The 18,961-nt window shown below is 67.5% G+C and carries 24 protein-coding genes and 1 riboswitch; of the genes, 10 read left to right on the top strand and 14 right to left on the bottom strand.

Annotation, left to right across the window (positions count from 1 at the left end):
• On the top strand, positions 1-202 hold a 202-nt coding region (locus JOZ00_RS14350), incomplete at its 5' end, for a hypothetical protein (RefSeq protein WP_293344612.1).
• 34 nt (positions 203-236) lie between these two features.
• Here JOZ00_RS14350 and JOZ00_RS14345 read toward each other — a convergent pair.
• From JOZ00_RS14345 to JOZ00_RS14335, 3 genes are read right to left on the bottom strand one after another with little or no spacing between them, the layout of a single operon-like run.
• Entirely contained in the window at positions 237-824 is a 588-nt protein-coding gene (locus JOZ00_RS14345; protein ID WP_293344617.1) for a class I SAM-dependent methyltransferase, read from the bottom strand.
• A gap of 42 nt (positions 825-866) precedes the next feature.
• Positions 867-1,724: an LLM class F420-dependent oxidoreductase gene (locus JOZ00_RS14340; RefSeq protein WP_293344611.1), complete on the bottom strand. Its 858-nt coding sequence runs from the start codon at positions 1,722-1,724 to the stop codon at positions 867-869.
• 58 nt (positions 1,725-1,782) lie between these two features.
• Positions 1,783-2,988 (bottom strand): FAD-dependent monooxygenase, encoded by a 1,206-nt coding sequence (locus JOZ00_RS14335; RefSeq protein WP_293344616.1) that lies wholly within the window; start codon positions 2,986-2,988, stop codon positions 1,783-1,785.
• A gap of 79 nt (positions 2,989-3,067) precedes the next feature.
• On the opposite strand from JOZ00_RS14335, the gene JOZ00_RS14330 reads away from it, so the two are divergent.
• A complete protein-coding gene (locus tag JOZ00_RS14330; protein ID WP_293344610.1) occupies positions 3,068-3,604 on the top strand; it encodes a TetR/AcrR family transcriptional regulator in 537 nt (178 codons plus the stop codon).
• A 7-nt stretch (positions 3,605-3,611) separates the two neighbouring features.
• Here JOZ00_RS14330 and JOZ00_RS14325 read toward each other — a convergent pair whose 3' ends face one another.
• Positions 3,612-3,914 (bottom strand): hypothetical protein, encoded by a 303-nt coding sequence (locus JOZ00_RS14325; protein WP_293344609.1) that lies wholly within the window; start codon positions 3,912-3,914, stop codon positions 3,612-3,614.
• Positions 3,915-4,053: 139 nt separating this feature from the next.
• Between JOZ00_RS14325 and JOZ00_RS14320 the strand changes: the two genes are divergently transcribed.
• A complete protein-coding gene (locus tag JOZ00_RS14320; RefSeq protein ID WP_293344608.1) occupies positions 4,054-5,043 on the top strand; it encodes an LLM class F420-dependent oxidoreductase in 990 nt (329 codons plus the stop codon).
• Here the strand turns inward: JOZ00_RS14320 and JOZ00_RS14315 are convergent.
• The 4 genes from JOZ00_RS14315 to JOZ00_RS14300 are packed head-to-tail and all read right to left on the bottom strand — an operon-like array spanning position 5,040 to position 7,893.
• Positions 5,040-5,333 carry an antibiotic biosynthesis monooxygenase gene (locus tag JOZ00_RS14315; protein WP_293344607.1) on the bottom strand — a complete coding sequence of 98 codons (294 nt, stop codon included), beginning with the start codon at positions 5,331-5,333 and terminating at the stop codon, positions 5,040-5,042. The genes JOZ00_RS14320 and JOZ00_RS14315 overlap by 4 nt on opposite strands.
• 18 nt (positions 5,334-5,351) lie before the next feature.
• Positions 5,352-6,296 (bottom strand): ABC transporter substrate-binding protein, encoded by a 945-nt coding sequence (locus JOZ00_RS14310; RefSeq protein WP_293344615.1) that lies wholly within the window; start codon positions 6,294-6,296, stop codon positions 5,352-5,354.
• A 56-nt stretch (positions 6,297-6,352) separates the two neighbouring features.
• Positions 6,353-7,090, bottom strand: a complete 738-nt coding sequence (locus JOZ00_RS14305; protein ID WP_293344606.1) for an ATP-binding cassette domain-containing protein — start codon at positions 7,088-7,090, stop codon at positions 6,353-6,355.
• Positions 7,087-7,893 carry an ABC transporter permease gene (locus tag JOZ00_RS14300; RefSeq protein ID WP_293344614.1) on the bottom strand — a complete coding sequence of 269 codons (807 nt, stop codon included), beginning with the start codon at positions 7,891-7,893 and terminating at the stop codon, positions 7,087-7,089. Before JOZ00_RS14300 ends, JOZ00_RS14305 begins: the two co-directional genes overlap by 4 nt.
• A 199-nt stretch (positions 7,894-8,092) precedes the next feature.
• Between JOZ00_RS14300 and JOZ00_RS14295 the strand changes: the two genes are divergently transcribed.
• Both JOZ00_RS14295 and JOZ00_RS14290 read left to right on the top strand, forming a co-directional pair.
• Positions 8,093-8,506 (top strand): OB-fold domain-containing protein, encoded by a 414-nt coding sequence (locus tag JOZ00_RS14295; protein WP_293344605.1) that lies wholly within the window; start codon positions 8,093-8,095, stop codon positions 8,504-8,506.
• A gap of 16 nt (positions 8,507-8,522) precedes the next feature.
• On the top strand, positions 8,523-9,668 hold the full coding sequence (locus tag JOZ00_RS14290) for a thiolase family protein (RefSeq protein ID WP_293344604.1): 1,146 nt from the start codon (positions 8,523-8,525) through the stop codon (positions 9,666-9,668).
• A 14-nt stretch (positions 9,669-9,682) separates the two neighbouring features.
• Here the strand turns inward: JOZ00_RS14290 and JOZ00_RS14285 are convergent, their stop codons facing one another.
• Together JOZ00_RS14285 and JOZ00_RS14280 are read right to left on the bottom strand one after the other, a co-directional pair.
• Positions 9,683-11,332 (bottom strand): DNA repair helicase XPB, encoded by a 1,650-nt coding sequence (locus JOZ00_RS14285; RefSeq protein ID WP_293344603.1) that lies wholly within the window; start codon positions 11,330-11,332, stop codon positions 9,683-9,685.
• Between the two features lie 72 nt (positions 11,333-11,404).
• The gene (locus JOZ00_RS14280) at positions 11,405-13,657 is read right to left on the bottom strand and encodes a helicase-associated domain-containing protein (protein WP_293344602.1); all 2,253 of its coding nucleotides are present in this window, start codon (positions 13,655-13,657) and stop codon (positions 11,405-11,407) included.
• 103 nt (positions 13,658-13,760) lie between these two features.
• On the opposite strand from JOZ00_RS14280, the gene JOZ00_RS14275 reads away from it, so the two are divergent.
• From JOZ00_RS14275 to JOZ00_RS14260, 4 genes are read left to right on the top strand one after another with little or no spacing between them, the layout of a single operon-like run.
• A complete protein-coding gene (locus JOZ00_RS14275; RefSeq protein ID WP_293344601.1) occupies positions 13,761-13,961 on the top strand; it encodes a hypothetical protein in 201 nt (66 codons plus the stop codon).
• 10 nt (positions 13,962-13,971) lie between these two features.
• The gene (gene moaC, locus JOZ00_RS14270) at positions 13,972-14,466 is read left to right on the top strand and encodes a cyclic pyranopterin monophosphate synthase MoaC (RefSeq protein WP_293344600.1); all 495 of its coding nucleotides are present in this window, start codon (positions 13,972-13,974) and stop codon (positions 14,464-14,466) included.
• Positions 14,466-14,948 carry a MogA/MoaB family molybdenum cofactor biosynthesis protein gene (locus tag JOZ00_RS14265; RefSeq protein ID WP_293344599.1) on the top strand — a complete coding sequence of 161 codons (483 nt, stop codon included), beginning with the start codon at positions 14,466-14,468 and terminating at the stop codon, positions 14,946-14,948. Before moaC ends, JOZ00_RS14265 begins: the two co-directional genes overlap by 1 nt.
• Complete coding sequence (locus JOZ00_RS14260; RefSeq protein ID WP_293344598.1) at positions 14,945-15,370, top strand: molybdenum cofactor biosynthesis protein MoaE; 426 nt, start codon at positions 14,945-14,947, stop codon at positions 15,368-15,370. The genes JOZ00_RS14265 and JOZ00_RS14260 overlap by 4 nt, the downstream gene beginning before the upstream one ends.
• A gap of 72 nt (positions 15,371-15,442) precedes the next feature.
• Here the strand turns inward: JOZ00_RS14260 and JOZ00_RS14255 are convergent, their stop codons facing one another.
• The 4 genes from JOZ00_RS14255 to JOZ00_RS14240 all read right to left on the bottom strand — a co-directional run bounded on the left by JOZ00_RS14255 (position 15,443) and on the right by JOZ00_RS14240 (position 18,490).
• Positions 15,443-16,297 (bottom strand): transglycosylase family protein, encoded by an 855-nt coding sequence (locus JOZ00_RS14255; protein ID WP_293344597.1) that lies wholly within the window; start codon positions 16,295-16,297, stop codon positions 15,443-15,445.
• A gap of 10 nt (positions 16,298-16,307) precedes the next feature.
• Positions 16,308-16,524: riboswitch (cyclic di-AMP (ydaO/yuaA leader) on the bottom strand.
• 211 nt (positions 16,525-16,735) lie between these two features.
• A complete protein-coding gene (locus JOZ00_RS14250) occupies positions 16,736-17,014 on the bottom strand; it encodes a MoaD/ThiS family protein (RefSeq protein WP_293344613.1) in 279 nt (92 codons plus the stop codon).
• A gap of 4 nt (positions 17,015-17,018) precedes the next feature.
• Positions 17,019-18,092 carry a GTP 3',8-cyclase MoaA gene (moaA, locus tag JOZ00_RS14245; RefSeq protein WP_293344596.1) on the bottom strand — a complete coding sequence of 358 codons (1,074 nt, stop codon included), beginning with the start codon at positions 18,090-18,092 and terminating at the stop codon, positions 17,019-17,021.
• A complete protein-coding gene (locus JOZ00_RS14240) occupies positions 18,089-18,490 on the bottom strand; it encodes a YccF domain-containing protein (RefSeq protein WP_293344595.1) in 402 nt (133 codons plus the stop codon). Before JOZ00_RS14240 ends, moaA begins: the two co-directional genes overlap by 4 nt.
• A gap of 164 nt (positions 18,491-18,654) precedes the next feature.
• Between JOZ00_RS14240 and JOZ00_RS14235 the strand changes: the two genes are divergently transcribed.
• Positions 18,655-18,961, top strand: a 307-nt coding sequence (locus JOZ00_RS14235; RefSeq protein WP_293344594.1) for a cold-shock protein, incomplete at its 3' end; no start/stop codon positions are given.

Here is an 18,961-nt window from a genome sequence, read left to right as displayed (position 1 = left end):
GAACGTGCTGATGTCGACGGCCGACGCCAACATCGGGTCGATCATGGGCATCGGGTTCCCGCCCTACACCGGCGGTAGCGCGCAGTTCATCGTCGGTTACTCCGGTGCGGGCGGCATCGGCAAGGAAGCCTTCGTGGCGCGGGCTCGCGAGCTCGCGGCCAAGTACGGCGACCGCTTCCTGCCGCCGGACTCGCTGACGTAATCAACCATCGCAAAGCCCCTGAAAACGTTGTGTTTCAGGGGCTTTTGCGTTGGAAGAGGTAGTAGCGGGTCGGGGTCTGCTCGCGGTCCAGCTCGCGCTCGTCGCCCGCGGCCAACGAAGTCCAGGCTGGGGTGAAGCGGCGTTCCATCTCGTCGGGCTTGACGCCGCGCACGCCGAAGCGTCCGCCTGGAGGGAACGCGACGATCAACAGCCGCGCGCCCGGCGCGGCCACGGTGCTGACCTCCCGCACGTACGCGTCGCGATCGCCGTCGCTCATGTTGTGCAGGCAGCCGTTGTCGACGATCAACTGGAAGCCCGCTCCGATCCCGGTCTGACTCAACCGCGTGACATCGGCCTGGACGAAGTCGACCGAGACCCCCGCGGTGCCGGCCTTGGCGCGCGCTTTGTGCAGAGCCGTCGGTACGAAGTCGACCGCCGTGACCTTCCAGCCTTGCCGGGCAAGGTAGATCGCGGTGTCCCCGGTGCCGCATCCGAGTTCCAGCGCCGGCCCCGCGGGCAGCGCGGGCGCGTCAGGAGTTCCCTCGATCAGATTCCGCAGGCTCTGCGCGAGCGGGTGCCCATCCCACGGGGTGAAGCCAAGACGATAAAAGACCCGAAACAGGGTGTGTTTGGACGCCGTAGTTCACCGTATGCCGGAGCGGCCCTACACGGCGGCGGCCAGGCGCCGCCATTCCTCCCGGGGGAATGCCCTCGGGTCCGCCAGCAGCACCTGGACGCAGACGTGGTCGGCTCCCGCGGAACGGTGTTCGTCGACGCGGCGCATGATGGCCTCTTCGTCGCCCCACGCGATGATCGCGTCGAACAGCCGGTCACTCACCTGCGCCAGGTCGTCCTCGGAGAACCCACTGCGCAGCAGATTGTTGGCGTAGTTGGGCAACGCCAAATACGCACGCAGCCAATCGGTTCCGATCTGCCTTGCCTCCTCGGCGCTCTCGGTCAGGACCACGGTCTGCTCGGGGAGCAGCAGCGGGCCCTCACCCAACGTGGCTCGGGCGGAGGCGGTGTGGTCGGGCGTGACGAGGTAGGGGTGGGCTCCGCCGGCCCGGCTCGCGGACAGGGCCAGCATCTTCGGGCCGAGTGCGGCAAGCACGCGCCGCTCGGTGGGCACCGGTTGCGGTGTGGCGTCCAACTCGTCGAGGAACGACGCGGTCGCGGCGAGCGGTTTGCGGTAGCGCCCCGGCTGGCCGGCGTCGATCAGCGGCGCGTGGCTGACGCCGATGCCAAGCAGGAAGCGGTCCCCGTGCTCGGCGGTCAGTTCCGCATAGGACTGCGCGACGTCGACCGCCGAGTGCATCCACAAGTTGAGGATCCCCGTGGCGATCACCGTCCGCTTCGTGGCACCGAGCAGGTGGCCCACCGCGTCGAACACCTGCCCGCCCACGTCCGGTATCCACAGCGCCGGAAAGCCCAGATCGTCCAATTCCGCTGCCGCGTCGGCGGATTCGGAGGGATCGCCGTAGCGCAGCTGACTACTCCAAATCCCGACTCCGGTAAGGTTCATCGGCGAAATCCTCTCGTGGTGCACGCCCAGCGTCTGCGACTGTTCTTTGGCTATCGTGTCAAACGCCCACGCCGCTGTAATCGGGCACCGGCATCGAGTCGTGCATCCGCACGCCCTTGGTGTTCAGCTTGGCCATCCTCCGCGACAGCGATGCGGGCATCGAGGAGACCAGCTGGGCCCCGCGGGTCAGCGCCCAGACGCCGACGCGGGAACCGGGGATGATGCTCCTGACGGCGCCGCGCGCAAAGGCCCGGCTGAGATGCACCGGTTCACGCATCGCCAGCTCGTAGGCGGCGAACGCGTGCAGATGGTCACCGTCGGCCTTGGCGAGCTCGCCGGCCAGCACGTAAGCCCCGAGGACCGCAAGACTGGTGCTGCCGCCGACGGCGGGGCCCGGGCAATACGCGGCGTCGCCGACAAGTGTGACCCGCCGACGCGACCAGATGTCGAGTCGCAGTTGGGTGATCGAATCGAAGTAGAAGGCGGGCGTGCGGTCGATCTCCGCAAGCCAGCCGTCCACTTGGGGATGCATGCCGGCGTATTCGTCGTGCAGTATCTCCTTCTGCCGCAACGAATCCCGGTGGTCGTAGTCCAGTTCCTCGTCGCTGCGGAACAAGAAAATCGCGCGTGCGTCGTCCAAATGGTCGGCGGTGTAGATCGCCGCGAAACCGCCGACACGTATATGCCCGACCATCTCGCCCTCGCTGGCCAGCGACTTCGGCGCCGACACCACCGCCAGGTAGCCGCCGAGGAACCGGGTCAGGCCGGCCTCCTCGCCGAAGGTCAGGCGGCGGACATTGGAGTGCAGGCCGTCGGCGCCGACGATGACATCGAAGCTGCGTTCCGGGCCGTGCTCGAAGGTCACCTCGCCGTCGTGGCCGATCGAGGTGATGGAGTCGCCGAACAGGTACTCGACATCGTGACGGGCCGCGTCGTAGTAGACCTCGCTGAGGTCGTCGCGCATGATCTCAACGTGCCGGTCGGAACTGGCGCCGTAGATCTTGGTGAGGTCGGCCTCGATGGGCGTCCGGCCTTCCCGGAATATCTTCAGGCGATTGGTCCCGGTGGCGCGCGCGTCGATGCGATCGAGCACGCCCATCTTCTCCGAGATGTCCATCGAGGGACGGAACAAGTCGACGGCGTGGCCGCCGGTCTTGCGCAGCGTGGGCGCGCGTTCGACGACGGTGACGTCGAAACCGTACTTGTTCAACCAGTACGCCAGCACCGGCCCGGCGATGCTGGCACCCGAGATCAGGACTCGCATGACGACCTCCCCGCTCAAGGTGATGTTAGGCAAGGCTAACACGTCACTTACCTATCGGTAAGTCAGTTAAACTTGACCGGTGAGCAGACCCCGGTCGGACACTCGGGAACGGATTCAGGAGGTCGCCCGGGAATTGTTTTTGGCCCGCGGCGTGCAACGCACCAGCCTGCAGGACATCGCGGATAAGCTGGGGATCACGAAACCGGCTCTGTATTACCACTTTTCGTCGCGCGAAGAGCTGGTGCGCAGCATCCTGGTGCCGTTGATCGACGAGGGCGAGCGGTTCGTCGCCGGCCACGAGAATTCGGGTGGCACCGGCGCACGCGAATTACTGGAGGGTTACTTCGACTTCTTCTACCGGCACCGCGAAGACCTCGCGCTCGTGCTGGCCGAGTGGACCATGCTGACCGACTTCGGCCTCATCGACAAGGTGTTGGCGTGGCATGGCCGGCTCGGCAAGCTGGTGTTCGGGTCGAAACCGACCCTCGCGCAAGCCACCCGGGCGGTGGTGGCGTTCGGCGGACTGCAGGACTGCTGTCTGCAATTCCCCGACACGCCACACAAACAACTGCGAGCGAAGTCGGTGGACGCCGCGCTGGCGGCGCTGGGTGTGTGACGCCGGGCTAGGAGGTTCCTGCGCCGCTCGCGGTGCTCTGGTCCTGGGCGTTCTGGGTGAAGATGTCGCCCGAGGTCTGGCCCTGGTCGTTGACGAAGTTGGTGTCGTCGACGGGGGAGACGGTGATACCCGGCGCCGATCCCGATGCGACGACGGCCCCCGCGAGGACGGATGGTGTGGCGTTGAAGAGCGCGACCGCAGCGGCAGCCGCTGCACCGGCGAAAAGCAGTTGCAGCCAACGGATTTGGCGGCATCGACTGGCGGGTGAGTGGTGTTCCTGAATGCTGGTGACTGAGGGGTGGCTTGTCATGCGTCCCATTTACCGCTTCGCTGTCAGGAATTGGCTGGGTCCTTCTTATCGATCTGCTGTGAAGCCCGGCTGGGCTAGATTGCCCGCCTCCTCAGCCGCCCTTACGGGCCGCATCGTCGCCGGGCTAAAGTCCGTAGCTATGCGCTTTGGTCTTTTCATTCCGCAGGGCTGGCGAATGGATCTGGTCGACATCGAACCCGAGAAGCACTGGGCGGTGATGCGCGACCTGGCCACCTACGCGGACAACGGCCCCTGGGACTCGCTGTGGGTGTATGACCATTTCCACACCGTCCCGATGCCGACGGACGAAGCCACCCACGAGGCGTGGACGCTGATGGCCGCATACGCGGCGGTCACGAAGCGGATCAAGCTCGGCCAGATGTGCACGGCCATGAGCTACCGCAATCCGGTCTACCTCGCCAAGGTCGCGGCGACGGCGGACATCATCTCCGGTGGGCGGATACAGATGGGCATCGGTGGCGGCTGGTACGAACATGAATGGCGCGCTTACGGTTACGGTTTTCCGTCGGCCGGAGTGCGGCTGGGGCGGCTGGACGAGGGCGTACAGATCATGCGTGACGCCTGGCGCGACGGCAAGGTCAGCTTCGACGGCAAGCACTATCAGGTCGACGGCGCGATCGTCGCACCTAAGCCGCTGCAGGACAACGGGATTCCGCTGTGGATCGCGGGCGGCGGTGAGAAGGTGACCCTTCGGATCGCCGCGCAGTACGCGCAATACACCAACTTCACGCCCGAGCCCGAGGCGTTCGCGCACAAGTCGGAGGTACTGGCCGAGCACTGCCGCAACTTGGGCACCGACTTCGACGCCATCGTGCGATCGGGCAACTTCAACCCGATCGTCGGCACCTCGGAGGCTGACGTCAAAGACAAGCTGCAGCGGATGCGCGACCGCCTGGTCCGCTACGTCCCGGAATCCGCGGCCGACGCGATGATCGCCAACGGCAGCGGACCGGATTCGGCATCGGGGACGCCCGAGCAGGTGATCGAGCGGATCGCCAAGATCCGAGACCTCGGCTGTGAGTACGCGATCTGCTATTTCCCGGAGGCCGCCTACGACCGCTCCGGCATCGAGTTGTTCGAACGCGAAGTGATTCCCGCGTTTGCCTAGACGTCGCTGGTGACGTACCTCGTCTTCGCCGGGGGCGCGGCCAGCAGCGGGGGCAGCTCGGTGACCTTGCCCTCCCCGGCGCGAAACGCCCGGTAGGCCTCGTCGTGCTCGACCGAGTCCCACAGCTCGTAGATGATCCAGTGCGCCTCGTCGTCGGTATCGACCAGCACGTCGGTGCGGAGGTTCCCCTCGAACGCCCGGGTGGTCTCCAGCGTCCGGCGCATCAGGTCTTGCGCCGCGGGCACCGCTTCGGGCTTGAACTTCAGTTCAAGTAGCACCGTGACTGCCATGGTTGTCTCCTCGTATCGTCATGTCGCACTGCTCACTACGAGCGCACTGTTGAACCTACGGTCGACCCACTTGGCGAACTCGGGCGCCTCCGGAATCTGGTCGGCGGCGGCGAACAAATTGGCCAACCGCTGCTCGGCGGCCACCACCTTGTCGTCGAGCGCGATCGGTAACCGTCGCAGCCGGCTTTGCGCAAGCGCGGCGATCTTGAGGTCCAAACCCACTGCGTCGGCGTACTTTTGGGCCCACGCCGCCGGGTTATCGCGCGCCCACTGTGCCGCCCTGTTGTAACGGGCCAGCAGGTCGGCCAGCGCGGAGTTGCGGTTCGGGTCGGTCAGCGTCCGCACGGACGCGCTGCCGAACCAGTAGCCGTTCTCGGCGGATCCGATGTTGCGCACCTTCAGGGTGAGATTGGCCTGCGCGGTGTAAGGCTCCCAGATGACCCAGCAATCGCCCTGCCCGTTGGCGAACGCCGACAACGCGTCGGCGGGCTGCAGGAAGACCAGCTTGACGTCTTTGGGTTTCAGCCCGACGTCGGCCAGATGCTCGAGAATGTTGGCGTGCGCGGCGCTGCCCTTGGCCACCAAGATGGTCTTGCCCGACAGGTCACGCACCGAGGTGATCGACGAATTGGTGCGCACCAGAATCTGTTCGCCCGCCGCGGCGCCGTCGTATGCCGAGATCACCTTGGTCTTGGAGTTGGCCGCCGCGCCAAAGACCGGCGGGGTGTTGCCGGTGACCGCGAAGTCGATCTTGCCCGCGGTGAGCGCCTCGATCTGGGGCGGTCCCGAGGTGAACGTCGAGAAGGTGACCTTATAGGGCAGATTGTCGAGCGCCCCGGCGGCGCGCAGCAACGACTCGGTGCCGCCCTTCTGGTCGCCGACCTGCAGCGTCACCGAGGAGAGTTGCGACAACGGCACCGGGGCGGGCACGCCGATCAGCTCCGGCCCCAATGACCTCGACACACACGCGGTCGCCGTCGCCACGAGCACCAACACTGCGGCGATCCGGTATCGAGCCGTCAATGCCGAACGCCGAGCTTGTCGAGAAGTTCAACGCGGTAGTGGTCGTGCCGGGCAGTGCGCTGCGCGGGTGTGGGTCGCGGATCTTCGATCTCGATGGTGTGGGCGATGCGGCCGCCCTCGAGGACCAGCACCCGGTCGGCCAGCTCGATCGCCTCTTCGACGTCGTGGGTCACCAGCAGCACCCCGAAACCGTGATGGCGCCACAGGTCGAGCAGCAGCGCCCGCATCGAAAGACGGGTGAGCGCGTCCAGTGCGCCGAACGGTTCGTCGAGCAGCAGCAGCGAAGGTTCGGCCACCAGCGCGCGCGCCAGCGAAACCCGTTGTGCCTGACCGCCCGACAACGTCAAGGGCCACGCCGCGGCGTGGTCGGCGAGCCCGATCTCGGCCAGAGCCTGCTCGGAACGCCGGCGTGCCGCATCGCGGGAAAGCCCGTTGCGGTTCAGGCCATACCGCACATTGGTGAGCACGTCGCGCCAGGGGAAGAGCCGCGGATCCTGGAAGGCGACCGCCGGCGCCCCGGTGACCTCGCGGCTGCCGGTGTGGTCGGGGGAAAGCCCCGCCAGCACTCGCAGCACGGTCGATTTGCCGCAGCCGCTGCGACCGACCAGTGCCACGATCTCGTGAGCGCGGATCTGAAAGGAGATGCCGTCGAGAACGCTGCGGGCACCGTATTTTTTCTCGACGTCGGTCAGTCTGCCGACGACGGCGGTCCGCTGCTGCGATGTCACTGTCATGTGCGATACCTCAGGGCTCGGTGTTCAAGTGCTCGGACGATGGCATCGGTGGCGATGCCCAACAGCGCGTAGACGATCAGGCAGAAGATGATGATGTCGATGCGCAGGAAGTCGCGGGCGTTGTTGATCAGGAATCCGATGCCCTTGTCGGCGTTGATCTGTTCGGCGACGATCAGCGTCAGCCACGCGATGGCCAACGACTGGCGCAGCCCGACCAGCACCTGGGGCGCCGCGCTCGGCAGGTAGACGATGCGCAGCCGCTGTAGGAGCGAAAAGCCAAGCACATCAGCGGTTTCCAGCAGTTTGGGGTCGACCTGGCGAATCGCGGAGAAGGTGTTGAGGTAGAGCGGAAAGCTGACGCCGAGCGCCACCAGCAGGACCTTCGGCAGTTCGCCGATGCCGAACCACAGAATGAACAACGGGATCAACCCCAGGTGCGGCAGCGCGCGAACCATTTGCAGGGGCGGGTCCACGGTCGCCTCGAACCACCGCGACAACCCGACGGCCACTCCCAGGGCCACCCCGATGACGCCGCCGAGCAGCAGGCCCTCGACCACGCGGAGTCCGGAGACCTCGAGCGCATCGGCGAGCTTGCCGTTCCGGATCAGCTGCAGGCCGGCGTCGAAGATCAGTTGCGGGGCGGGCAGCACGTCCTGAGGGATCAGGCCGGTGGCGCTCAGCGCCTGCCACAAGACCAGCAGCACGAGCGGCGATGCGATCCGGACGAGGGTCCAGCGGTGCTGCGAGAAGACTTTGCTGGGCGGGCCTGCCGCCAACGGCTCGGCGACTGTCTCGTTGGGAATGCTCACGGTGCTGCGACGGTATGCGGAGGTGGCCTTCGACTGAAGGGTTTGGCTCTGGGTGAAGAGAAGAGTGACGGAGGTGCTGATTTGCCGGCGATGGCGGGCCGACGATTTACGAGAATGTGGTTTCCACTTTTCGGAAAGCTGTTATACGGTTCAGGCAGATTTGTTCTGTTGGCGGACGACGGAGGATTCCCCGATGCAGAAGGCGCTCGCCCCCGAGATCTCCACCTGGCCCGACGAGAGCCCGCAGCTGATCGGCAGCCGTTGCGGCAAGTGCCAAGCCACGACCTTCCCGGTGCAGCAGTGGTGCCCGAAATGCAGCACCGGCGAGATGACCGACGTCTTGTTGCCGCGCCGGGGGACTCTCGTTGCGTGGACCACCCAGGGTTTCCCGCCCGGCGCCCCGTACGCGGGCCCGGCCGGTAAGGACTTCGTGCCGTTCGGCGTCGGCCTGGTCCAGCTCGACGACGTGATCCGCGTCGAGGGCCGGCTGACCGAGAACGACCCGGCCAAGCTGCAATTCGGTCAGGAGGTTGAGCTGACGATGATTCCGCTCACCACCGACGAAGACGGCGCCGAAATCATGACGTTCGCATTCCAGCCAGTCTGATCAGGAGGACACCCCGATGACCAACGATGTCGCTATCATCGGCGTCGGCCTGCACCCGTTCGGCAGGTTCGAGAAGACCGCGATGCAGATGGGTGCCGAGGCCATTCAGTCGGCGCTGACAGACGCCGGGGTGGACTGGAAGGACATCCAGTTCGGCTTCGGCGGCAGCCACGAAGTCTCCAACCCCGACGCCGTGACCCGCCTGGTCGGGCTGACCGGCATCACGTTCACCAACGTATTCAACGCCTGCGCCACGGCGGCCAGCGCCATCCAGCAGACCGCCGACACCATCCGGCTGGGCAAGTACGACATCGGCATCGCCATCGGCTTGGACAAGCACCCGCGCGGCGCGTTCACCGACGACCCCGCCAAGCTGGCGCTGCCGCAGTGGTACGCGCAGAACGGGCAGTTCGTCACCACCAAGTTCTTCGGGATGAAGGCCAACAAGTACCTGCACGACCACAACATCTCGCAGGCCACGCTGGCCAAGGTGGCCGCCAAGAACTTCCGCAACGGCGCGCTGAACCCAAATGCGTTCCGCCGCAAGCCGATTTCCGAGGAAGAGATTCTCAACTCGAGTGTGCTCAACTACCCGCTGACGCAGTACATGTTCTGCGCGCCCGACGAGGGAGCGGCCGCGGTCATCATGTGCCGCGCCGACATCGCGCACAAGTACACCGACAAGCCGGTGTACGTGCGGGCCTGTGAGATCCGCACCCGCACGTTCGGTGCCTACGAGGTGCACGCCACCTTCGCCCCGCTCGACGAGGACGTCTCGCCGACGGTGTACGCGGCCAAGGCCGCTTACGAAGCCGCGGGCATCGGGCCCGAGGACGTCGACGTCGCCCAGCTGCAGGACACCGATGCCGGAAACGAGGTCATCCACATGGCCGAGACGGGTCTGTGCGCCGACGGCGAGCAGGAGAAGCTGCTGGCCGACGGCGCGACCGAGATCCACGGCTCGATGCCGGTGAACACCGACGGTGGGTTGATCGCCAATGGCGAGCCGATCGGCGCTTCCGGGCTGCGGCAGATGCACGAGCTGGTGCGTCAGTTGCGCGGCGAGGCCGGCGACCGTCAGGTGCCGGGTGACCCGCGGGTCGGCCTGGCTCAGGTGTACGGCGCGCCCGGCACCGCTTCGGCGACGATCCTGTCGCTCTAAATCGCCTAAATCGCCTAAATCGCCGGGCCCAGAAGGTCGTCCGCGTCGCGGATGATATAGCCGTAGCCCTGCTCGGCCAGGAAGCGCTGCCGGTGCGCGGCGTATTCGGCGTCCAAGCTGTCTCGCGCCACCACGGAGTAGAAGACGGCGCCACCGCCGTCGTGCTTGGGCCGCAGTAGCCGTCCCAGCCGCTGGGCCTCCTCTTGACGGGAACCGAAGGTTCCCGAAACCTGCACCGCCACAGAGGCTTCCGGCAGGTCGATGGAGAAGTTGGCGACCTTGGACACCACCAGTGTCGACACCTCGCCGCTGCGGAAGGCGTCGAACAGCTCCTCGCGCTCCCGGGTTCGCGTCGAGCCCTGGATCACCGGGGCGTTCAGCTCCGCGCCGAGTTCGTCGAGCTGATCGAGGTAGGCGCCGATCACCAGGGTCTGCTCGCCGGGGTGCTTTTCCAGAATGGACTTGACCACGGCGATCTTCGAGTGCGCCGTCGAGCAGAGCTTGTAGCGCTCCTCGGGTTCCGCGGTGGCATACATCATGCGCTCGTTGTCGGTCATCGTGACGCGCACCTCTATGCACTCCGCGGGCGCGATCCAGCCCTGGGCCTCGATGTCCTTCCACGGCGCGTCATAGCGTTTGGGGCCGATCAGGGAGAACACGTCGCCCTCGCGCCCGTCCTCGCGGACCAACGTGGCGGTCAGGCCGAGCCGCCGTTTGGATTGCAGGTCGGCGGTCATCCGGAAGACCGGCGCGGGCAGCAGGTGGACCTCGTCGTAGATGATCAGCCCCCAATCGCGACTGTCGAAGAGCTCCAAGTGCCGGTACTCGCCCTTCGTGCGGCGCGTGATCATCTGATACGTCGAGATGGTGACCGGTCGGATCTCCTTGCGTTCCCCGGAGTATTCGCCGATCTCGTCCTCGGTCAGCGACGTACGCGCGACCAGTTCGCGCTTCCACTGCCGCGCCGCCACGATGTTGGTGACCAGAATCAGCGTCGTCGCACTGGCTTTCGCCATCGCGGCCGCGCCGACCAGCGTCTTGCCGGCACCGCAGGGCAGTACCACCACGCCGGATCCGCCCGCCCAGAACGAATCCGTGGCCATCTGCTGATAGTCGCGCAGGTGCCAGTCGTCCTGAGCGAGGGCGATCGGGTGCGCTTCACCATCGACGTAGCCGGCGAGATCTTCGGCGGGCCACCCGATCTTGAGCAGCATCTGCTTGACCCGGCCGCGCTCGCTGCCGTGGACGACGACGGTGTCGTCGTCGATCCGAGCGCCGAGCATCGGTGCGATCTTCTTGTTGCGCAGGACCTCTTCGAGCACCGCGCGGTCCAGGCTCACCAGCGTCAGGCCGTGGGCCGGGTGCTTGACCAGTTGCAGCCGGCCGTAGCGCGCCATCGTGTCGACGATGTCGACCAGCAACGGCTGCGGCACCGCGTACCGCGAGAAGCTGACCAGTGCGTCGACAACCTGCTCGGCGTCATGGCCCGCGGCGCGGGCGTTCCACAGCGCCAGCGGGGTGATGCGGTAGGTGTGCACATGCTCGGGCGCGCGTTCCAACTCGGCGAACGGCGCGATGGCGGCGCGCGCCGCCCCGGCCTGCTCGTGGTCCACCTCGAGCAGCACCGTCTTATCGGACTGGACAATCAACGGGCCGTCAGACACAGGCGCCGCTCCTCACTTCGCTCTGCATTGTCGCCGGCGCGCACCCGCGCTTCCTCTCGCTCATTCCATCCATTATCGGCCGGTGGCCGACACTACCGACGTGATGCGGTGGATTGCGAAGTCGCGGAGCCGGGCGGACGCCGAGTCGAAGGCCACCAGCTGGCCGCCGCGGATGGTGATCGGCGACACCACCCGCTGCGTGGCCACCCCGGCGGCGTCCAGGTAGCCGATCACCAGCGTGTCCTGTTCCTTGGCCGCACGCTGCAGCATCGACATGGTGAGGGCCGGATCGATGCGGCTGTTGCCGAAGGGCGCCGCGGTCACCTTGCGCAGCACCGCCACGACCGCGTTCAGGCTCTCGCTGTTTGGACGCGGCATCGGACGGTACGGCCGGCGCTGCTGTGGCGTGGACACTCGGGCCCCGCGGGGCCGGACGTCGACGATGGCGCCCGAGGAATCCTCCGCCGCCGGAGCGAAGCCCGCGGCCCGCAACGCGGACAGCACCTCAGCGATCGGTGCCGAGGACACCGCGACCGTCGGCGCCAGGGCGCGCAGTTCGACCGCCTCGGTCGCGGGCGCTGCGACCGCCTGGGCCAGCAGCGCCGGATCCTCGCAACGCACGAACGAGGCGGCCATGCCGATCCGCAGCTGGCCGTGTCTGCGCGCGACATCGTCGATCAGGTAGGTAAGCCCTTGCGGCACCGGCGTTTTCGAGTGTTTGGCGAAGAGGGCATGCATCCAGTCGCGGGTTTTGCCGATGTCGAGCGCGTGCCGGATCGACTGCTCGCTGACCCGGTACACCATCGCGGTGCCCGCCGATTCGACGGTGGCCACCGTGGCCAGTTGCTCGGCGAGGTCGCGCTGCAGCGGCCCTGGCACCACGACCGTCAGGTCGGCCTGCACGAAGAAATGGTCGATCGGCTTGGGCAGTGCCCGGTTCATGGCGTCGACCGCCGCCGCAGAGTCGTCGTCCAGCAGGGCGCGGCCGGGAGTGCTCAGGGCGCCGCGTCCCGCCAGGCCGAGGGCGTGCGTCTCGGCCAGCAGATCGCCGACGGGCCCCGGCTGCAGCCGTTTGGACCAGCGCGGGCGCCGCCAGATCAGCGCCGCCGACGCCTCGACGGCGTTGACGCCCGCGCCAGGTGGCAGCTCGGACAGCATGCCGAGCAGCAGTCGGCGGTCCAGCGGTGCGGCCGTCGAGTACAGCGCATCCGTCAGGGCGCCATAGGGTTTGGCGTCGGGGCCGCGGGTGCCGATCAATGCCGGCCGGCCCGGCAGGTCCAGCCAGGCGTTGGCCAGCAACTCCCACCGGTCGGCCGCGGGCAATGCGGTGAACCGGTCGACGGCGACCGTCGGCGCCCAGTACGGTCCGTCGCCGGTGTCCGGTTCCGGGTCCGGCATGCCGCTGGCGATCAATCCCGCCGCCGCCGCGAGCTCGAGGACCAGGCCCAGCCGAGGCTCCTCGATGCCGGTGGTCTTACTCAGCCGCTTCACGTCGCGAATTCCCAGGCCGCCGCTGCGCAGCTCGGGAACCGGTGCGGTGGCGAGCGATTCAACGACTACGTCAAGCGCGCGCAGCAGATCGATGACGGCCCCGGCGGCGGTCGCGTCGACATCGTCGGAGGTGGTGGTCGACACGACCGGGTCGGGAGCTGTCAGCTGCAGGGGACCGGGCTGCTCGCCACGCAGCACCTGCCCGACGTGCCGCGGCAGGATCACCGTCTCGGCGTCGATGCGTCGCAACAGTCCCAACGCCAGCAGCTGGGGCACGGGACGGTCGCCGGCCGCGCCGGGGGCGGCGTCACGGGTGCGGCCCATCGGGGAGCCTTCGAGGAGTTTCTCGAGAACGTCCAGCTGGGCTTCGGTGAGGTCGTCGATCAAGGCGGCGATCTCTTCGCCACTGCGGGAGCCGTCCTCGAGGGTGACCTGCCCCGCATGCCACGGCAGCGCGGCTGAAGCGTCGGCGGCCACTCGGAGCGCGGCCTCGCCCCAAACCAGCGCGCGATCCCGCAAATCGTCGAGCGCACCGGTCACGTCTGACTCGGGAGCGCGGTCGTCGATCAGGGCCAGGAGCTTTGCCGTCGGCACCGGCGCGGTATCGGCCTGCAGCACCAGCAACGCGTCGAGAACCGCCAGCCGCAAGAAATCCAGTTCGTCAGTGGCGGCCTTCACCGACTGGCGGGCCTGCGCGCGCGCGGCCAGCGCAGCGATGCTGCCGGGGGGAGGCTGGGCGAGGTCTGGCCGCAATTCCAGCAGGCGGATCAGACGCTCATCGGATAATTCGGCCAGCCACGACCCCAGCGGGATATCCGGGGTGTTGTCGGTCATTGCTGACCAGCGTAAAGCAGGCGGCGGACCCCGCGGAGGCCGCGAACTCCCGAACTGACGGCCTTGCACCACGTGCGTGTGCGCGACCTGTCAGAATGGACGCGTGGCTGACAACGCTGAGGGCAAAGAGCGCAAAACCCGGTATGTCGACAACGGCTGGCCGACGACGGACCACGACGACCACGCGGTGAGCGAACTCGCGACCGACCGGACGGGTGCGTTGTCCCCGTTCGGCGAGCTGGTGTTCCCGCTACCGTCCGCCGACCTGCCCTACCTGCACCCGGTCACCGTCGTCAATCGGTAGGTCATCTCCCATGGCTGGGGCATCCGGGACGTCCAGGCCGGCTGCGCTGTCGCACCTGGACGAGCGCGGGGCGGCGCACATGGTGGACGTCAGCGAGAAGGGTGCCACCAAGCGAACCGCCGTTGCCGCGGGTGCCCTACGCACTTCCGCGCAAGTGGTGGCGCTGATCACCAGCGGCGGCCTGCCCAAGGGTGACGCGCTGGCCACCGCGCGGGTGGCCGGTATTTTGGCGGCAAAGCGCACCAGCGACCTGATTCCGCTTTGTCATCAGCTCGCGCTCACCGGAGTCGACGTCGACTTCACGGTGGGGGAGTCCGATATCGAGATCACCGCGACGGTCCGCAGCACCGACCGCACCGGTGTGGAGATGGAAGCGCTGACCGCCGTCAGCGTCGCCGCGCTGACGCTCTACGACATGATCAAAGCGGTCGATCCCGCCGCGCAGATCGATGACATTCGAGTGCTGCGCAAAGAAGGCGGCAAAAGCGGAACATGGGAGCGGTGATGAACGCCAAATCCGCCCGAATCATCATTTCCTCGACCCGCGCGTCCGCTGGGGTGTACGACGACCGCTGCGGGCCGATCATCTCTGAATGGCTTGGGCAGCAAGGATTTTCAGCTGCCGAACCGGAAGTCGTCGCCGACGGCGAGCCGGTGGGGCAGGCGCTGCGCATGGCGCTCGACGATGGCGTTGACGTCATCATCACCTCGGGTGGCACGGGCATCTCGCCCAGCGACAGCACGCCCGACCAGACCGTCGCGTTGCTCGACTACATGATTCCCGGCCTCGCCGAGGCCATCCGCCTGTCGGGCCTGCCGAAGGTTCCGACATCGGTGTTGTCGCGCGGTGTGTGCGGTGTGGCCGGACAGACCCTGATCGTCAACCTGCCGGGCTCGCCGGGCGGGGTGCGCGACGGCCTGGGCGTGCTCACCGGCGTGCTCGACCACGCGTTGGATCAACTCGCCGGCAAAGATCACCAGACATGACCCTCGTGGTGCGCGCGGCGATGACCGAGCACCCGATCACCCTGGCCGAGCATGAAGAACTGGTGAGCCATCAATCGGCCGGTGCCATCGTCGGGTTCGTCGGCATGATCCGCGACCATGACGGCGGGCGCGGCGTGGTGCGGCTCGAGTACTCGGCGCACCCGTCGGCCGCACAAGTCATGGCCGAGGTGGTGGCGGAGGTGGCCGAGCAGTCCCGCGGCCTGCGGGCCGTCGCGGCCAGCCATCGGATCGGGGTGCTGCACATCGGGGAGGCGGCGCTGGTGGCCGCGGTTGCGGCCGACCATCGGCAGGAAGCGTTCGCGGCGTGCGCGCATCTGGTGGACACCGTGAAAGCGCGCCTACCCGTGTGGAAGCACCAGTTCTTCGACGACGGAACCGAAGAGTGGGTGGGCTCGGCCTAATGGCCTGAGATGCCGACACGCCCCGAAAGCGATCGCTTTCGGGGCGTGCCGGGCAATCCCTGACGGCCGGTGTCAGCCAGCGGGTGACGGCTGAGCCAGAGCGTCCAGCGCGTCGTTTCCGTGGATGTCCTGTCCCTTGATGGCGTCCCACAGCTGTCGCGTGTAGCCCACCTGGGCCGCCTTCTGCGGGTCGGCGGCGTTGACGTCGCCGGGGGCCGGCGGGGCCGGCGGGACGTCGGCCGGGGGTGCGGGCGCATCGGCCGGAGGCGCGGGCGGCAGAGCGTCAGCCGGAGGCGCAGGCGGGACATCCGCCGGGGGAGGCGCGTCCGCCGGCGGGGCGGGCGGCAGATCCGCGGGCGGCGGCGCCGGCTGGTCGAAACCGGTCAGCTGAACCGGCGCGGGCGGCGGAGGCGGAGGGGCGTCCGGCGGCGGCGCGTCGGCGGGCGGCGGCGCGTCCGGCAGGGGCGCGTCGGCGGGCGGCGGCGGAGGTGCCAGCCAAGGCAGGCCGTTCAGCCAGGGCATGTCCAGACCGGCGGGTTTGGGCGCAGGCACTTCGCGCGGGCTCGGACCCGAGAGCGGACCACCACATACGGGCCACGCACCGCGACCCTGGGTGGCCAGCACGCGCTCGGCCACGGCGATCTGCTGATCCTTGGAAGCGAGTTCGGCCGAAGGGGCGAACTCGCTTCCGCCGTGCGCGGCCCACGTGCTGGAGCTGAACTGCACACCGCCGTGATAGCCGTTGCCGGTGTTGATGCCCCAGTTGCCGCCCGACTCGCAACGGGCAACCTGATCCCATTCGCCGTCGGTGGCCGCGGCCGCCTGGCCGGCCAGGGCGATGCTGCCGCCACCAAGGACTGCGCCGGTCACGGCGATCTTGGCGACGCTGATGTTTGAACTACTTGGCTTTCGGTGACGTCCACTCATAGGCCGTGAAAAATCCTCTCGTATCACGCGCCTGCGAGGTCAGCTGTCGGGTTCGGGTTCAAGAGGCCACCCGGCCGCGTCGTGTTCTGCAACGAAACGACGTCGGCTTCACCCCAAGGAGCCGCTGGCGGCTCCAATCCGGCGGGACCGGTGGGTCCCCCGTCTCCATCCATGTAAGTCGGTAGGGCGTCCCCTGCCTATTGGATGGAGCTCGGCGCGATAGGTGAGGGGTGGTCCGTCATTCCGGTTTGATCTTGACGAGCCTCCGGAGACGGTAACGGTTTCTGTCGATCGCGTCACGTTCAGCGAAACGCGGCGTTTCCTCCGCCGACATCTTCCAAAACCCCAGGAACACTTGGAGTTTGCGCAGGTCATACCGACCGCGATCGGACCGTGTCCGTCCCGTTATCAATCCGTTACGTGAGCTATCTCACAGTTTCATCCGCCGGCGAAGGGCGGTAGAACGTCGATCGTGTTGCCGGGTCGTAACGGTGCGGTCTCGTCGCGCACCGCCACGCCGTCGCACAGATACGAGCATCGGCTCAAGACACCGGCGAGCTGAGTCCCGCGACCGGCCAACGTCTCGACCAATTCGGCCACCGTCGCGCTCGGATTGAGCGACACCGTCTCCGAATCGGCACCTGCCGCCGCCCGCGCGGCCGCGAAATAGCGCACGGTCACGTGCATTGCGTCCGGCTGGACGTGGGCCTGGCTCACGGGGCTAGCCACCGATCGCGCTCATCGGGCGGTCGGGCTGGACGAAGTTCGGATCGTTGATGCCGTGGCCGGCGGGCTTGCCCCACATCGCGGTGCGCCACGCCGTCTCGACCGCGTCGTCGGACGCGCCGGTGCGCAGCAGGCCGCGAAGGTCGGTCTCCTGCGCGGAGAACAGGCAGGAGCGGATCTGGCCGTCGGCGGTCAACCGCGTGCGGTCGCAGGTCGAGCAGAAAGCGTGCGAGACCGACGCGATGATGCCGAATTTCCCGCTCGGTGCGTCCGGGCCGGTGTCGACCAGCCACAGTTCGGCGGGTGCCGATCCGCGCGGCGTGGGATCCGGCCGCAGCCGGAAATGCGGGCGCAGGGCGGCCAGCACGTCGTCGGCGCTCAACGCGGCACCCCGGCGCCATTCGTGCCCGGCGTCCAGCGGCATCTGCTCGATGACCCGTAGCTGGTAGCCGTGCTCGAGACAGAACCGCAGCAGCCCTACGACATCCTCGCGGCCGGTGGCGGGGTCGAGGACGGCGTTGACCTTGACCGGCGTCAGGCCCGCGTCCTTGGCCGCGGCCAGGCCCGCGAGCACGTCGTTGAGGCGGTCGCGCCGGGTGATGGCCGCGAAGTGGTCGCGGTTGACGCTGTCCATCGACACGTTGACCCGATTCAGGCCCGCCTTCGCGAGCGCGGCTGCGCGCCGCGCGAGGCTCACGCCGTTGGTGGTCAGCGAGATCTCGGGGCGGGGCCGCAAACCGGCCGCCGCCGCGACCACCTCTTCGAGATGGCGGGACAGCAGGGGCTCGCCGCCGGTGAATCGCACGCTGGTGACCCCTAGCCGGGTGACCGCGATGCGCATCAGCCGTTCCAGCTCCTCGGGGCGCAGCAGTTGCTCGCCGGGCAGCCAGTCGAGGCCCTCAGCCGGCATGCAGTAATTGCAGCGCAGATTGCAGCGATCGGTCAGCGAGACCCGCAGATCGGTGGCGATCCGGCCGTAGGTGTCCAGCAGCGGGCCCGTGGCGGGTGCTTCGGCAACAGCGTCGAAGCGACCCGGCACCGCCGGTACGCCAAGCGCGGTCAGCGTCATGCGGCAGCCGCCGGAGCGAATTGCTGGTCGACCGGAACGATCTGCTTGCCCAGCGGCATCAGTGACACCGGAATCAGTTTGAGATTGGCGAGCGCCAGCGGAATGCCGACGATCGTCGCCGCCATCGCCACCGCGCTGACGATGTGACCGATCGCCAGCCACACGCCGAAGAGCACCACCCAGATGACGTTGCCGACCAGTGCCGCGTTCCCCGCCGTCGGCTTGTCCACGATGGTGCGGCCGAACGGCCACAGCGCGTATAACGCGATCCGCAACGAAGCGAAGCCGAAGGGGATGGTGATGATGAGCAGGAAGCTGAGGAGCGCCGCCACCAGGTATCCGGCGGCCAACCACAGGCCGCCGAATATCAGCCAGATAATGTTCAGGACCAGGCGCATATCTCCTCCAGCGGTAACGCCCAGCCTACCGAGTAACCGACAACGGGGGTGCTCGTTAGGCAAGCATCCGAGTAGGATCAGACTCCCATACGGCGTCCTGCGCAGGCGGGACGCTTATTGTGTTTCGAGATTCTCGACATCCAGTAGACAAGCAGGTGAGACCAGTGCCGACCGGCAAGGTTAAGTGGTACGACGTCGACAAGGGGTTTGGCTTCCTGTCGCAAGAGGACGGCGAGGACGTGTACGTCCGCTCGTCGGCGTTGCCCGCTGGCGTCGAGGGGCTCAAGGCGGGCCAGAAGGTCGAATTCGGTATCGCTTCCGGCCGCCGCGGACCGCAGGCTCTGAGCCTCAAGCTGATCGAGCCGCCGCCCAGCCTCACCAAGACGCGCCGCGAAGCGGCGCCGGCCGAGCACAAGCACAGCCCCGACGAGTTGCACGGCATGGTCGAGGACATGATCACGTTGCTGGAGA

The organism is Mycobacterium sp., from assembly GCF_019243155.1.
Classification (GTDB): Bacteria; Actinomycetota; Actinomycetes; order Mycobacteriales; family Mycobacteriaceae; genus Mycobacterium.
Note: the sequence above shows the minus strand (reverse complement) of the source record. Positions and strands in the feature narration are given on the sequence as shown.

What these genes read in the sequence shown, in the direction of transcription:
- JOZ00_RS14260 (WP_293344598.1), top strand. Translation starts at nt 14,945, where the DNA reads ATGACCCTCGTGGTGCGCGCGGCGATGACCGAGCACCCGATCACCCTG.
- moaA (WP_293344596.1), bottom strand. Translation starts at nt 18,092, where the DNA reads ATGACGCTGACCGCGCTTGGCGTACCGGCGGTGCCGGGTCGCTTCGAC.
- JOZ00_RS14290 (WP_293344604.1), top strand. Translation starts at nt 8,523, where the DNA reads ATGACCAACGATGTCGCTATCATCGGCGTCGGCCTGCACCCGTTCGGC.
- JOZ00_RS14255 (WP_293344597.1), bottom strand. Translation starts at nt 16,297, where the DNA reads ATGAGTGGACGTCACCGAAAGCCAAGTAGTTCAAACATCAGCGTCGCC.
- JOZ00_RS14240 (WP_293344595.1), bottom strand. Translation starts at nt 18,490, where the DNA reads ATGCGCCTGGTCCTGAACATTATCTGGCTGATATTCGGCGGCCTGTGG.
- JOZ00_RS14335 (WP_293344616.1), bottom strand. Translation starts at nt 2,988, where the DNA reads ATGCGAGTCCTGATCTCGGGTGCCAGCATCGCCGGGCCGGTGCTGGCG.
- JOZ00_RS14325 (WP_293344609.1), bottom strand. Translation starts at nt 3,914, where the DNA reads ATGACAAGCCACCCCTCAGTCACCAGCATTCAGGAACACCACTCACCC.
- JOZ00_RS14340 (WP_293344611.1), bottom strand. Translation starts at nt 1,724, where the DNA reads ATGAACCTTACCGGAGTCGGGATTTGGAGTAGTCAGCTGCGCTACGGC.
- JOZ00_RS14315 (WP_293344607.1), bottom strand. Translation starts at nt 5,333, where the DNA reads ATGGCAGTCACGGTGCTACTTGAACTGAAGTTCAAGCCCGAAGCGGTG.
- JOZ00_RS14265 (WP_293344599.1), top strand. Translation starts at nt 14,466, where the DNA reads ATGAACGCCAAATCCGCCCGAATCATCATTTCCTCGACCCGCGCGTCC.
- JOZ00_RS14280 (WP_293344602.1), bottom strand. Translation starts at nt 13,657, where the DNA reads ATGACCGACAACACCCCGGATATCCCGCTGGGGTCGTGGCTGGCCGAA.
- JOZ00_RS14320 (WP_293344608.1), top strand. Translation starts at nt 4,054, where the DNA reads ATGCGCTTTGGTCTTTTCATTCCGCAGGGCTGGCGAATGGATCTGGTC.
- JOZ00_RS14305 (WP_293344606.1), bottom strand. Translation starts at nt 7,090, where the DNA reads ATGACAGTGACATCGCAGCAGCGGACCGCCGTCGTCGGCAGACTGACC.
- JOZ00_RS14295 (WP_293344605.1), top strand. Translation starts at nt 8,093, where the DNA reads ATGCAGAAGGCGCTCGCCCCCGAGATCTCCACCTGGCCCGACGAGAGC.
- moaC (WP_293344600.1), top strand. Translation starts at nt 13,972, where the DNA reads ATGGCTGGGGCATCCGGGACGTCCAGGCCGGCTGCGCTGTCGCACCTG.